The organism is Saccharicrinis fermentans DSM 9555 = JCM 21142 (genome assembly GCF_000517085.1).
Classification (GTDB): domain Bacteria; phylum Bacteroidota; class Bacteroidia; order Bacteroidales; family Marinilabiliaceae; genus Saccharicrinis; species Saccharicrinis fermentans.
The window spans coordinates 1,722,158-1,737,049 of the sequence record NZ_KI912107.1; the positions used below are offsets into that span (position 1 = coordinate 1,722,158).

The following is a 14,892-nucleotide window of genomic DNA, read 5'->3' on the forward strand; positions in this document are numbered from 1 at the left end:
AATGATGTTTAATGTAATAAATTCCTTGCTTTTAATGCTTCAATAGTTGGACGATAAAGCAATAGATTGATTACATATCTATTTTTCACTTCCAATAAAAGTCCATCATCCACCATCTGAAAAAGCTTCATTCGACCTTGTTCTGGAGAATATCTCATCACTTTACAAAAACCATCCTGATCTAAACCATCATGCAACAATATGGCGTACAAACAAAAAAGCTTCTCCTGACTTAACTCTTTAATAAAAGTGATATTAAAATCATTCATAGAGCTAATAAACAAGGTGTTTTTTCTATACGTTTAATCGAGCGCAACCAAAAAATCAATGCCACACTCAAGTTTCCTTTTGCCAGAGAATTGAGCACATCAAAGTATTGTTTTTCCAGGGCCAGCTGCACTTCACTGGTACTTAGTTTTGACATTTTTTTATTCTGGACATCTGCTTTGCTCTTTAAAAACACCAAATCATATCCACTCACCTGATGCCTTTTCTTTACGATGTCCACCATGTCATCATTTGAAAAATCTCCTAACGTAATAACATGTCCAAAATATTCTTCAATAGAAATGGCCTTATTCAGGTAATTCCAGGCATGTATGGTACACGTACAAACCCAGAATATGGACTTATTTGTTTTCGACATGATTTCAAAAAGTAGTTTTAAAGTCTCAAATCCATCCACTTTCTTGAGATAAGCAAACTGCAGTCCCTCTAGTACAATTATTCCTTTTTTACTATTTAACTCTTCAATAAATAAGTCAACTTCATTCAATGGGGTTAAATCCAATATTTCAGAAAGAGTAAAGATAAACTCATCCTGTCGGTATATTTTATTGAAATCCTGAAAGTTAATGATAGTTGCGGGTATATCTCTTCCCTTAAGAACAAAATTGAGCACCGAGGTTATGCCTGCACCCTTTTCGGCCGTAATGGCTAAAGTTGCAAAACGACCCTTGAGCCAATTCAGATACACATATTCAAAATCACCAATTTCTGCCGACCGTTTAAAATACAAATATCCTCCATCAATAGGATCTAGCTTAAAAAGCCTCTGATACAAAAAAGGTAACTTTTCTGTAGAATTGGCTATTTCACTCAAAAACACAGATATCTCATTATTAATCTGGGCCTGTACTTCTTCTTGCGAATAAATTTTAGTGAGCTGTTTGGTAATTTTAAATCCTTTTGATATTAATACGGACCATTTTGCAAGGCCGGTGACGCTAAGCTGTTGAAACTTACCAACAATTAGATCTTTAAAATGGGTGGTTTTACGAATTGCTTTTGCCTTGAGCAGTCTCACATTCAACTCCCCAACCTTTTCATTTTCTGTTAATTCAGACAATGCCTCCCCAAAGAAACCAACTACCTGAAGGAGCTCTTCCTCTACCATTTCCTTCAAGCTCGCCAGCTGTTTGATTATTTCATCAAGCTTGTTTAATACTTTTGTTTCTCCATCTTTAAGCAGCGAAGCCACATCTTCCCCTCCTCTGCCTTTTTCCGGATTCTCCAGTAATGAAGAAACTGTTTCAAAATTATATGCAGAAATATGGATCAGGTTGAGAATCTCATTTTCATAACTGGCTATCTTCAAAAGAATTATTTGCTTGAATGCATCCATTTGGGTAGAAAATGAGGGAAGAATTTCAAATTGTATTAACTCACGCAAATACACATCCGTTAAATGAGAAAGTTGCATCTGATCCCATTCTTTTTCGCCACTAAATATCATTCGTTTATCTTTGGTACGATCCACCTCCGAAATAACCAACTGTTGTATTTCACTAAGCACATATAAAAGTCTTTGTGTGTGATTAACTTTTGATAAATAATGTTTTTGCATCGATAATATATCCGAGACTTGTTGGCTCTGATGCAATAAAAAATTCTTATTCTTCGATTGTGTCTGTAATTGACTGCCTGTAAAATGATAAATGCTATGTACCTTTTCTTTTACTTCTTGCAATTGTTCACTAACCTTGCCAATACTATCTGTACTTACGGTTATACTTTTTGACCTACATGCAGCAAGCGTTTTGTTGATGATATGATAAAGATCTCCATCAAAACACCAATCCTCCGAAATACCAAACAATGAAATTTCCCATGCCAACAATTGTCTTTTTTGCAGAGTTGATCTTTTTTTCAGATTACGGTCTGTGAACCAGCGCATATATTTCAAATGTCGACCTTCATATGTGCCCAACTTATGGTATTCATCTTCAATAGACTTAATGGTTAGAGCACATATCTTCGCAATGGTATTACTTTTTTCCGCTTTAAAACGCTGAACATCCAATTTTGCCTCCGAACATTTATCAACTACTTCCTTGATAATTAGCTTACAGGCTTGCAAATCAAAGTTTTGATTTAATCCGATATTATTATTAAGCTGCGAAAAAGATTGCTTAAAATAAATTAACCACTCAATTTCAATTAAAATGATTTGCTTATATAACAGCCAAATATCTGGAAAAACATTCAAATACAACTCATTAACCAGATAATATCTCAATGGAATCCGTTTCTTAATACTAACTGGTGCGTTTTTTTTGGCCAAGCGCATCTGGATCTTAAACCGAAGCTGCTTGAAACTTTTTATGATTTTAGTAAATGTAGCTTCATTTTTATGAGCTCGCCTGTTTTCCTCCTTTTCGTCATCCCAAATATTCTTCGATAGTGATAAAAACAAAGCATCACGATCGTCATAAAACTGATTTAAACGTTTTTGAGCATCAAATTCTTCGACCAACAGAAAAGATTTTTTGTTGTACTCTTGTATCTTGTTCAAGAACTGCCCATGAATATCCAACAATGCATAAACATCTACATTTTCAGCGTCGATATGTTCCATTTGGCGTAGATAATCATCATAGATAAAGCCAATTTGCTCCAACAATTGGCCCACATCAGCTATCTTTTGATCTACTACCATACCAAAACTGTGATGGTAAAGCTGTACAATAGATGCCATTGCTCCTTGTAAATAGAAACTTTGTACCATCAAATTTTCGCAATTGAAAATCATCATTTGTAAAGACAAAAATAGCCTTCATCTTTAAGTTGCAAAACAGAAACGAAGAAGGCTATGAATAAAAACAAAAAATTTTTTATGTGGTACAAAGTTAAAGAATTTTCATCACAAGGACTAAACCAAAGTCAAATCAAATTAGAGTTAGGTATCGACAGGGGAACTGTACGTAAATACCTTTCCATGAGCGAAGCACAATTTCTAGCATGGATTAGTACTCCACGGCGAATGCCAAAAAAACTAAATGAGTATTATAATTTTGTCAAAGAATTACTGGAGAGAGGCCCCTATTTATCAGCAGCTCAGATTGAAGATAGATTAAAAGAACATTATTCTGATCTGCCGAATGTAAGTAGTAAAACAGTCTATAATTTTGTTCAAACAGTAAGAAAGGAACAAAATATACCCAAACATAAAGAGAAACTTCCACGCCAATACGAGAAGCTTCCCGAAACAGAATATGGAGAAGAGGCACAAGTAGATTTTGGATCATACCGAATGCTTAGTAGTGGAAGTGGCAGAATTAAGATTTACTTTTTTACAATGGTACTTTCCCGTTCCCGACAAAAGTTTGTTTACTGTCAACGAATACCATTTACTACAGAGACAGCAAATTATGCACATGAACTGGCATTCGAATATTTTGAGGGAATCCCCCGTCGAATAATCTACGATCAGGATCGTGTTTTTGTAAAAAGATGAAAATCTTGGCGATGTTCTTCTTACTGATGGATTTATGCAGTTTACAAATGCACATCCCTTTAAGGTAATATTTTGCAGAAAAGCTGACCCTGAAAGCAAAGGAAAAGTTGAAAATGTAGTAAAATACGTAAAACACAATTATCTGAAAGGAAGAGTATTCCAAGATATTGACAGGTTGCAAAAAGAAGTTTTACAATGGCTTGATCGCACTGGAAATGCGAAGATACATGGTACAACCAGGCGTATTCCAAAGCAAGAGTGGGAAAAAGAAAAGCAATACCTGCTGACTTATAGTGGAAAACCGGAAAAACCATTTTTAAACTTGCCGATATATCCTGTGAGAAAAGATAACACGGTACTTTATCGAAGTAATTACTACAGCTTGCCTTTGGGTACATATCAAGACAGGGGTGCCAATGTTTTACTGGAAGAAAAAGAAATGAAGCTTTTCTTTTATACGATTGATAACCAGTTGCTGGCCACACATGAGCTGTCTTTAGATACAGGTCGGATTATTAAAAATAATGACCATGCAAGGGAAAAGTCAAAGACTCTGCAAAAAACCTATGAGCTGGTTTTTGAAAGCTTAAGATATATTCCTCAAGCCGAACAATATTTGGCAGCAATAGAGAAAGATAAACCCCGGTATTTTCATGATAATCTCCGAGTTATACAAAAGAACATTGAAAGTTCATCTCAGGAAATAATCAACTTAGCCCTGCTTTACTGTTATGAAAATCAGATACTAAATGCCAATCGTTTCGCCGAAGTTCTGAATTATTTTGAAAATGAGCAAGCTCTAAAGAATGTAAAACACAATGTTTGTATAGAAACCGGCAATCTGAATAAGCAACAAAATGCTGATATGCAACCTCAGAAAAGTGATATCAATGAATATGAATCAATAATGAATTAGAAAATGAAGCTATTAGATCAAATTAAAAACTATGCCGATATTTTACGGCTAACAAGGATGAAAAACGAACCAGAAGCAGTGCTTCATCAGGCACAGATAGATAAACCATCTTATCAGGAATTTGCATTACAGCTCTTGCAAAGAGAGGTGCAGCACAGAAAGAAAACAGATCTTGACAGGAGAATGAAATTAGCCCGATTACCCAAAGATCACAACCTGGACAAGTATGACTTTAACATGGCAAATGGTATGACTGTGCCTCAACTGAAACAATTACGGGAATTATTATGCATGGAACAAAATTATAACCTGATACTAATGGGCCCCTCAGGAACAGGAAAAACGTATGTGGCGGCAGGACTGATTAACGATGCTGTAAAATCTGGTCATAAAGCTTACTTTATCACAATGGAGGAACTAATAACGGTGTTAAAAATGAAAGAAATGATATCTGGTGCGCTTAAACACTTATAATCGTCTTTTAAAGGCTCATTTAGTGGCTATAGACGATATAATGCTTTTCCTATTAAGAAACATGAAGCAGTTGCATTTTTCAACCTGATAAATCATCTGCACGAACAAACGTCTGTAATAATCACAACAAACAAATCCCCTCAGCAATGGGCAGAAATGCTCGATGATGAAGTCTTGGCAACTGCTTTGTTAGATGTATCCACCCCACCAACCCCATGTTTCCTGCCATTCCAATGACTGTTATTTTTGCCTCAAAAAATCATGAAACGCAGAAAATCCTTAAACCGAAGCATGTTTGAGCATGTGGTTCTACAGCAGGAAAGCGGCCAAACTATAGGAAGTTACGCCAAACAAATTGGAGTAACACGCTCGAAAATGCAATACTGGGTAGGTAAATACAAAGCCCTTGAAAAGACTCAAAAAACAGAAAGCGACACCAGCCTGAAATTTATTGACCTTAACTCATTCGGTCTTCAGAATGCACAGGTTGATTCTTTCGCCTCAACAGAATCTTCGGCAACAACGGCAGTTTCATCGCTACAGGATGAGCGATTGCCGCAAATGAGCCTTACTTTTCCGAACGGCATGAGCCTGAAAATTTACTAGCTCATGATTGGGCTGAGTGCAAACTTGCAGTACTATTTGTGCTGCAAGCCTGTTGATATGCGTAATGGCTTTGATGGACTGGCCGGAATCGTGCGCAATATATTGAAGCAGGATCCTGTCAGTGGTTCCGTTTTCATTTTTATAAATCGCACCGGAACACATATAAAGCTGTTATTTTGGGACGGAGATGGTTTTGCCTTGTTTTACAAACGTCTGGAGCGAGGTAGATATTTTCTAGAAGACCAGGATAAAACAACACCATCACGACTCATTACCCGGGAAGAGTTGATGATGATTTTGGAAGGTCTTTCCTTTAAAAAATTTGAAACGAAAAAAGCGATTTAAAATCAGCTGATTTTTGTTATTAAATAACTGTAAAATATAGGTTTAAATATTTGTCAGTCAAATATTTAATATTATATTTGTGTATGAAAAAACAGCACATTTCACATAGCCAAAATACTGCTCAACTGGAGGCCAAAATATCGGCTCTGAAAGCGGATCTTTTGAAGAAAGAAGCTGTTATTTCAGAAAAAGACTCTTCCATACAAAAGCTTACGCAGGATGTAGAACATCTTGCTTTTCAGAATGATCAGATGCGTCGTTTAATATTCGGTTCCAAACGAGAACGCTTCATTCCTCAGGTTCATCCCGATCAACTTACATTGTCTTTCGAAGAGGAGGTTGCTGCTGTTTCCAAAGCTGTTAAAGAAGAGCAGGAAAAGATCCGTGTTGAGTATGAACGCAGGAAAGTCAGAAAAGAACATCCTGGCCGTATGCAACTGCCTGATCAATTGCTTGTTAATGAGATTGTTTTAGAGCCGGAGCAAGACACTACAGGTATGATATGTATTGGTCAGGAAGTCACTGAGGAGCTGGATTATACACCTGCAAAATTGTTTAAGAACCATTACATCCGTTACAAGTTTATTACCAAAGAGGACGAGAAAGCCGATCAAAAGCAAGTAATTGCTCCTTTAAACAGACCTCTTCATAAATGCATCGCTAGTGCCAATCTACTGGGAATGATCTTTACCAATAAATACCTCTACCACTTACCGATTTACCGCACCCGCCAGATGCTCATCCAAATGGGAGTTACCATTCCGGAGTCCACGCTGGAATCATGGATAAAACTTGGAGCCAATTTATTGCGACCTTTATACGTGGTACATCGATTACATGTTTTCAGGGAAATTTATCAGATGATCGATGAATCACCAATAAAAGTGCAGGATCGCAACAAAAAAGGAACGTGTCATCAGGGGTACATGTGGGTTCGGTATGCCCCATTGTCAAAAAGCGTGCTGTTTGAGTACTACAAGAGCCGATCGGCCAATGGCCCCATCGACGACTTGAGTTCGTTCCGTGGATTTGTTCAAACCGACGGTTATAGTGGCTATACCTTTTTGGCAAAAAAAGCAGGACTGACTCATTTATCATGCTGGGCACATGCCAGACGGTATTTTGATGCCGCACTGAAGAACGATCAGGAACGGGCCTCGCACGTGCTAAGCCTCATTCAGCTTCTCTATGCCATTGAGGCCATTGCACGGGAACAAAATCTATCCCATGAGCAACGGCATGCTCTGCGGCTGGAAAAAGCTCTGCCTGTAATTAACGAAATTGGAGCATATATTAACAAGCACAAAGGATCTGTAATACCAAGAAGTCCTCTGGGCAAAGCTTTTGAATATTGCAAAAATCGCTGGACAAGCCTGCAAAACTATCTTACCAACGGAATACTGGAGATAGACAGCAATCTGGTTGAGAACTCTATTCGCCCTCTGGCTCTGGGACGTAAGAACTATTTGTTTGCCGGTTCACATGATGCTGCCAAAAATATCGCAATGTTCTACAGCTTCTTTGGAACTTGCAAGAAACTTGACATTGATCCGCAAAAATGGCTAAAGTACGTCATGGAAAACATCCACATTACACCCGCCGAAAATTTCAAAGAACTTTTGCCGCAATTTATTGATAAAAGTTTGCTTCAGGAATAAGTATTTGCTCGGGCGGATACTGTTAGATAGATTATTGTTTAAATGTGAAGTTGTAAAACTCGAAGGTAAAAGTTACAGAATGGAAAACAGAAAAACAATCTTCGAGCAGCAATCAACCCTCTGATTGCCTCGGTCGCTAAGCTCCCTCAACAATCAGAGGGTTGATTAATATATTTTTTATTGTAGAATGATGGTTTACTGTTACGAAAAATTGATGGTTTTAAATTTGCTATTTTCAACTTGGGTATTTTAGTATCTTGGTAGCTCGTTTTACATTATGACTGAATGCCTTGAAATAATTACAATCTATTTCTCAAGCTGAACAAATGGGGTTAATCTGTCAACTTACAAAGTTATTTTTCGAGCAAAAAGAGGTATGGCTGTACCAAAGATAATTCGTTGACAATAGGGCGCTGGAAAGCTACCTAGCCACACCCCGATTACAAATTCTAAGTTTTTCGTCATAAACCTTCATGCCCCACTCTCCATTATCATTCTTTTCCTTTCCATTAAACCCAAACAGCTATGCGGCCGAGTAACCACGAATATAACTTATTGTTGATTTTCTTTATCCATCTGAAGATGAAGTGGTGCAATTTTTTCTCCCCAATAAACAGTGGTATGTGGAAATGGAATTTCGATATTATTTTTATCAAAAGCAACTTTTAAGCGCTTTCGATATTCTCTACCTACCGCCCATTGCATAATAGGCTTTGTTTTGAATCTTGCTTTAATAACCAGAGCACTATCCGCAAAGTTATCCAGCCCCATGATTTCAATAGGTTCTATAATCTTATCTTTAAATTCCGGGTCGTTCTGTAATTCCAATCCCGTTTGTCGCATGATATCAATAACCTGGTTCACATCTTCTTTATAGGCGACTCCAATATCAAATACCATGGCCGACCATTCCTTGGTCATATTAGATAAGGTATTGATTTTACCATTCTGAAAAACATGAACTACACCTGCAAAGTCGCGTAAAGTCAGCGTTCGTAATTCTATCTTCTCCACCAATCCACCAGTTCCATTGATAATACCCACATCTCCCGTTCTAATTTGGTTTTCAAGCAGTAAAAAAAATCCGGATATCACATCACGCACCAACTCCTGTGCGCCAAAGCCAACAGCCAGTCCAATAATTCCAGCACTGGCCAATATGGGGGCAATATTCACTCCAATCTTTTGAAGAATTATCATTACCACAATCATGATCAACACAACTTTTATGATACCATAAATAATCCCAATCAAGGTATTAATTCGTTTTTCAGTTTCCTGCGTATCCACATGTATATTTTTCTCTGCTCGCCTTATCATGGTCTTTTTAAGCTTATTAATAGCCAGACGTATCAATTTAATAGTCACTATCACAGCAATCAAAAGAATCAATATAACAGGTAATTCAAAAATGAGCCATTTTTGTATTTTGATGGCTTGTTCCGCCAACAAATCTTTATCAAAAAAATCTAACATATCATTGTTTTTAATTTGCTATCGTATTAAGAAAAAACCAAATGTAATACAGCACCAATAAAAAATAAGCTATCTATTTCCATTTTTGTTTAAAAATCAAGTCAAAGCCCGAATTACTATTTTGGTTGGTAGCTTTTAACACTATGTTTCTTATAAATTCATATTCGAGCATCATTTTTTCTGTATTAACAGCTTTTGTCTTTTTATCCAATATAAAAGCCTGTTCATAACTTAAATAAAGCTTATTGGTTATATACTTACCCAAGGTCACGTTACTTGTTTTCCAGTTATCTTCGCCGCTTATTTCAATTACATCCAGTCCAGTTGTTTGCTTCAACGACTCCTTCACCACAAAAGATAATTGATCCAGGACAATCCCCATGGCCCATTCTTCACCCCCAAACACCGTTTTCTTTTGACCGGCACTTAAGTGATCTGCACTCTTTTTAAATACAATATATGCAATGGCATCTTTTTCATCAATTGCTTCATCATCCAATACAAATTCCATCTCTGGTTGCAACATTCTACCGGTAATATGAATCTGTAAAGTACGTAGTTCTTTTTCGACATCTCTAAATTTATGCAACACAATAAAATCCACATAAGGGTTTAGTTCTTTTCCTCCTGTAAAAATCAATTCGCCTTCTTTGATATTAAAATTCCGGCCATACATTTTATAGGATCCTTTTTTCACTTTTATATTCCCTACAATATCAACATCTTCACTCGATTTAATGAATTGCAATGAGCCATTCAATTCAAAATTCATCGTTTTTCCACGCACCCAGGTGTTAGAGGGAATCTTAAATTCAACCTTTCCTCTAAGGTTTTTAAACATAAGCGAAGAAGAAACAAGAGGATCTACCAAAATGCTATCAGATAAGTCCAGTGAATCTTCGACACCCTCCATCGCTGTCATAAGCAGTGGAGGATTAGGATCATCGCTTTTTTGGCTAAAAAAATGATTAAAATAGTCAGCATTGATTCGCGAGCGGTTCACAGTAATTAGCCCAGTTAACAAAGGATACACAGTAGACCCCGACATCTTCATATTTCCATTTATATTCATATCCACCCTATCCGACTTTAAGGCCTGAAAATTATTGGCCATCAATTCAATATGGACACTACTCGAATCCTCATAAAGTTTTTTGCCAAGCTTAATAAAACCATTCATATCCAGCGTACCTTTTTTATTCGTTCTCACAGCCATACTATTTAGGGTAATCAGGTTTTGATTGATAGTGGCATCCATTCCTATATCCTTATAATAAACGCCAAAAACATCATTCTCAAGCAAACCATTTGAAAGCAGCAGATGACCATTAATTAGTGGATCATTGATGGTGTTCGAAGCATTAATACGTGTACTTAAATAGCCTTGCATCTCTATCTCTTCCAATGGATATATTTGATGCAGCGCATTCAGATCCAGACTATCAAGCACCAGAGATGCCAAAAACAAAGGAGAATCTTTTAATAAATAGATACTATCGTTAAAAGATAAATGCATTGGTATATTAAGTGAAAAATGCATAGGTGATCCAGTTTTGTTACTAACCACCCCTTGATGAGTCAACAGTTCATCTTCATAAATTAGATGACTTGTCATATGATCCACAGCATAGTGATTAATATAAAATTCTTCCAATGAAAGATGATTTTTAATGATTGGTTTAAGGGCTGTTCCTATCAGAAATGTCAATGAAGACATGCGACCACTTATCTGCTGGGATAAAAAATCCTGTAATGGAATTTGGCGCAAATCAATATCCTTCATATTTATCGTCAGATCGTTGGTTCCTTCAAATGAAAAAACTCCATCTACACCAATGCTTTGTGTTCCCGACATTAAATTAAACTGATGAACCTCTATATCTTTAGGATCAAAAACAATGTAAGTAGAATCCTGCTTGCTATTCCACTTACTTCCCTTATAGTCAAAACTCAATTGTTTTATCCAGAGCAAAGGATTCTCATAATTCTCCAATAAACCTTGAAATGAAGCCGTTAACGAATCATTCACACTGAGATTCAGTTGGGTATTTATTTGTTCATCACTAAAGTCCGCTTTTAAATCTATGGTATCTAGCTTATACTGAAGATAATTCAGGTTTGTTGATTTCAATGTCAGTTCTCCCTGATATTCCTTGCCATCCCTATTGACCCTCAAATGTCCATTGCTTGCACCTACTTGCAAAGTGTCATATTTTGCATGATGCAATACCATGCTTACTTGTGCCTTTAAATCATCTATTTTGCCTTCCACCAGCCCCTCCATTGCCCCCTTAAAGTCAATACCTGGAAGTTTAAATTCAGTCAACAACGGACTGATATCTCGGGCTTCGAAACCAAAATTAATATGATTGTTTTTACTCCAATGACCATTTCCTTGCGCCGACAAACTAAAGTACGGTGTTTCAAAATTCAAACCTGTAAAACGATAATACCCTCTCCTATATTCTGCTTGAATTTTAAAATCATCAATGGGATAATCCAGAAACTTTGAATTATTGGAATGAACGATCACATCAGCCATCAAGCTATCCAAAGCCAAACCACTCCCCGAAACAGATATATCGCCATTCAATGAAGTATAGATAGCATCAATACCAGGTATATGCTGAAGGTTTAGATGATGATATTGAGCTTTGACATAATATTTAGGCTGACCAAAAACATCACCCAAACGATAATTCAAATCAACATTGCCAAAGGAAGCAAGCATCATTAATTGTCCCTTTAAATCCCCCTTGTATTTAGTACTTTTAATATTTAACTGTTGAAAATTATAATTACCATACACCAACTCTTCAAAACGTCCTTCCAACTCCATTTCGTTCTGGCGTACATCCAAGCCCACTCCCTTCAGTTGCAAATAACCAGACACATGTGAGTTCAAACTAGAATCACGAGTCCAATAACCTACATCCAAGCCATCCACTACAAGTTGGCTGGTGTATTTAGGCACAGCATATATACCGGTCAGTTCACCTTTTACCTGTATTGACTGTTTTGCATGCCTCATATTTGCTTTCATTTTATATTTGCTTGAATCACCCCAGAAAGCAAAAGAAATCCTTGGTTGACCATATAATTTTAGATCAGGCATCAAACCAGTGATATCAGAAAAATCCAGCGGATCCATACGAATCCCGGCCTCCATCGTGCCCTTACTATTTAATTCCAGACTTCCTTGGGTCGTAGCCAAGGAATTATCCAGTTGAAGCCTCACTCCCTCCCAACTTATCTTATTCAACGAACTACGAACCCTACCAGAAAGGTCATACACATGAAGCGAAGGCTCTTGGGTAGTCATGTTAAATGATTGCAGCACAGCATCCACCTGGTCACCAGAAAGCCATAGCGCAGCCTGCATGCTCGATTCAATATAGCTGGGAACCAAATGATTCTTTTCAAACATATAAATACTAGACGAGAATTGATCCAGACATAAACTCCTAATCTCCAAATCCATAGCAGGCTTCTCCATTGAAGAATCCTCTTCTGATGGTACAGACATGAGCTGCACCAGGTTGAGCCCTGCCTCTTGATCCTGTTTCAGGTTCATATGCAACCTGTCTATTTTCAGTTCATTCACTTCTATTTTGTTATTCAGTAAGCTCCATATTCGATAATGAACATAAACCTCACGACAAGTTATCAAGGTATCCTCGCCTTGAACTATCTTTATATGATGAAGCACAAAATCTGAAAATATATTTCCTTGCAATGATTCAATATGTAATTCACCTTGCATATACTTACCTGCCTCATACGAAAGTAAACGAACCAACATACTATTTACATACCCCAACCGGATCAACAAAATCAACAAAAGAAGCAGGCCGATTATACTTCCCAACACAAATGATGATATTTGAACTACTCTCTTCATCATAACAGGCACCTAAAATGTTTGTCCAATAGAAATAAAAAACTGAAAATCAAACGAATTACCCAGAACTGGCGAGGCCATATCCAAGCGAATAGGACCAATGGGCGATTTAACCCGAAAACCAACACCTGCGTTATAATGCAATGACTTTAAAGAATATGCATACGAATCAGAGCAAACATTACCGGCATCCATAAAAACAACGCCTCCAAAGATATCGTAGATAGGAAATCGTAATTCTGCACTTGCTTCCATTAAAGTATTACCTCCAATGGCAAAACCTTCTTGATTAAGCGGAGAAACACCATGTCTGATCCACCCTCTCAATGAAGAAGCCCCTCCCGCATAAAACCTTTCTTCGATGGGTGTTTGGGCAGAGAGTTGCGTATTTTGGATAATACCTGTCTTGAATCGTAATGCCATGATCAAATTTTTCATTAACAAAGAGTAATTGCGTAGCGACAATTGGAACTGATAATATTGAATATCATTACTAAAGCCCAAGCCAGCATAAGATATTGAACCATCCAACCTATATCCTTTGGTGGGATAAAATCTATTATTAGTAGCATTGTGCACACTCCCAAAGCTAACAATTGACTTATCATGCTCCAATTCATCTTTATCCAACTGCAAGTCGTCCAATTCAGTCAGGTCATCACGTTCTATGGCATAACTCAAATTAATACTAGTTTTCTTATTTACCTGATACAGAAAATTTATACCAGCACCAATACGATCTATTTGATAACTCTCTTCTCTTTCTCTCACAAAAAACGGGTTAAAAGAAAAATCAAGATGATCGATAAATAAATCAGGCTGAATAAAATTAACATCCAAGCTTAGCGGCACAAAATAAGATGTTTTACCCTTTAATATCAATCTCCTAGCTCCACCCAAAAAGCTGATGCGTGTCATCTGCCCCGATAATCTCAACCTATCCTCAGTACCATACCCCACTCCTCCCTCAAAAGTATAACGCGGAAGCTCTTTAACGAAGACATCTATGGGAATTCTATTATCTACTATACTATCTTTTAGGGCATTGATTATCACATACTGAAAAAGTTGGGTTTCAAATATATTTTGCTGCGTCGCACTAATTCTTTGTTGGCTATATAAGTCGGATTTCGATAACAAAACACGCTTTTCAATAAATGACTCCGATATTAAACTGTCACCTCTAATGGTAATAGCTCCAAAAAAACTTCTCTTACCCGGATCTACCTTAAAGTTTATACTAGCATTCTTTTTCTGTCTATCGATAGATAGCAGGTAATTAGACTGTACAAAAGGATAACCGGCATCGGTAAAATACTGTAGCAATATATTTTCACTTTTAAAAACATCCTCATCCCTAAAACGTTGTTTGGGTTTTAATGGGATGTCATTTTGCACAGAATCAATCATTGCATATGACAGACTATCCAGAGAACCATAAAATTTAACAGAATCGACCATTACAAACTCCTTTTCGTCGATAAACACATGAATATTGATTTGATCTTTTGACTTAAGTGTATCTAGAACATAGTTTATATGAGCGTTCAAAAATCCATTTCGGATATAATAACTTTTTAAGCGTTGTATATCATTTTTAAAGACATCCTGCAAAAATGGAGGATTTTTTTTCCAAAATAACAAGCGGTTCAATTTATCGCGTGGTATGGTATTAAACTGTTCCAACAGTTCCTCATTTTGCAGTGTATTATTCCCCGAAAAATTAAGATCATGAATGCGATAAGCCTTTTGGGCAAACACAGGTAATTCTAGGATCATT

At 36.9% G+C, this 14,892-nt stretch carries 12 protein-coding genes; 7 read left to right on the plus strand and 5 right to left on the minus strand.

What is annotated here, in order from left to right; all coding sequences use genetic code 11:
- Window positions 1-8: 8 nt before the first annotated feature.
- Complete coding sequence (locus CYTFE_RS0106930) at window positions 9-269, minus strand: hypothetical protein (protein WP_027471222.1); 261 nt, start codon at window positions 267-269, stop codon at window positions 9-11.
- Complete coding sequence (locus CYTFE_RS0106935; protein WP_154665626.1) at window positions 266-3,010, minus strand: hypothetical protein; 2,745 nt, start codon at window positions 3,008-3,010, stop codon at window positions 266-268. The genes CYTFE_RS0106930 and CYTFE_RS0106935 overlap by 4 nt, the downstream gene beginning before the upstream one ends.
- A 105-nt stretch (window positions 3,011-3,115) precedes the next feature.
- On the opposite strand from CYTFE_RS0106935, the gene CYTFE_RS28505 reads away from it, so the two are divergent.
- From CYTFE_RS28505 to tnpC, 7 genes are all read left to right on the plus strand, one after another.
- Window positions 3,116-3,736, plus strand: a complete 621-nt coding sequence (locus tag CYTFE_RS28505; RefSeq protein ID WP_154665627.1) for a DDE-type integrase/transposase/recombinase — start codon at window positions 3,116-3,118, stop codon at window positions 3,734-3,736.
- A 34-nt stretch (window positions 3,737-3,770) separates the two neighbouring features.
- Complete coding sequence (locus CYTFE_RS28510; protein ID WP_052343049.1) at window positions 3,771-4,652, plus strand: transposase; 882 nt, start codon at window positions 3,771-3,773, stop codon at window positions 4,650-4,652.
- Window positions 4,653-4,655: 3 nt separating this feature from the next.
- Window positions 4,656-5,126 (plus strand): ATP-binding protein, encoded by a 471-nt coding sequence (locus CYTFE_RS25380; protein WP_211238153.1) that lies wholly within the window; start codon window positions 4,656-4,658, stop codon window positions 5,124-5,126.
- Between the two features lie 51 nt (window positions 5,127-5,177).
- Window positions 5,178-5,363: an ATP-binding protein gene (locus CYTFE_RS31835; RefSeq protein WP_211238206.1), complete on the plus strand. Its 186-nt coding sequence runs from the start codon at window positions 5,178-5,180 to the stop codon at window positions 5,361-5,363.
- A 24-nt stretch (window positions 5,364-5,387) separates the two neighbouring features.
- On the plus strand, window positions 5,388-5,732 hold the full coding sequence (tnpA, locus tag CYTFE_RS0106950; RefSeq protein WP_027471224.1) for an IS66 family insertion sequence element accessory protein TnpA: 345 nt from the start codon (window positions 5,388-5,390) through the stop codon (window positions 5,730-5,732).
- Between the two features lie 3 nt (window positions 5,733-5,735).
- The gene (gene tnpB, locus CYTFE_RS0106955) at window positions 5,736-6,077 is read left to right on the plus strand and encodes an IS66 family insertion sequence element accessory protein TnpB (protein WP_027471225.1); all 342 of its coding nucleotides are present in this window, start codon (window positions 5,736-5,738) and stop codon (window positions 6,075-6,077) included.
- An 83-nt stretch (window positions 6,078-6,160) separates the two neighbouring features.
- Complete coding sequence (gene tnpC / locus CYTFE_RS25385) at window positions 6,161-7,735, plus strand: IS66 family transposase (RefSeq protein WP_044262636.1); 1,575 nt, start codon at window positions 6,161-6,163, stop codon at window positions 7,733-7,735.
- A gap of 552 nt (window positions 7,736-8,287) precedes the next feature.
- On the opposite strand, the gene CYTFE_RS0106965 is transcribed toward tnpC, so the two are convergent.
- The 3 genes from CYTFE_RS0106965 to CYTFE_RS0106975 all read right to left on the minus strand — a co-directional run bounded on the left by CYTFE_RS0106965 (window position 8,288) and on the right by CYTFE_RS0106975 (window position 14,891).
- Window positions 8,288-9,211 (minus strand): mechanosensitive ion channel family protein, encoded by a 924-nt coding sequence (locus CYTFE_RS0106965; protein ID WP_044214360.1) that lies wholly within the window; start codon window positions 9,209-9,211, stop codon window positions 8,288-8,290.
- 73 nt (window positions 9,212-9,284) lie between these two features.
- Window positions 9,285-13,115 (minus strand): translocation/assembly module TamB domain-containing protein, encoded by a 3,831-nt coding sequence (locus CYTFE_RS0106970; protein WP_027471227.1) that lies wholly within the window; start codon window positions 13,113-13,115, stop codon window positions 9,285-9,287.
- Window positions 13,116-13,124: 9 nt separating this feature from the next.
- Window positions 13,125-14,891: a BamA/OMP85 family outer membrane protein gene (locus CYTFE_RS0106975; RefSeq protein WP_162150075.1), complete on the minus strand. Its 1,767-nt coding sequence runs from the start codon at window positions 14,889-14,891 to the stop codon at window positions 13,125-13,127.
- Between the last annotated feature and the right edge of the window lies 1 nt (window position 14,892).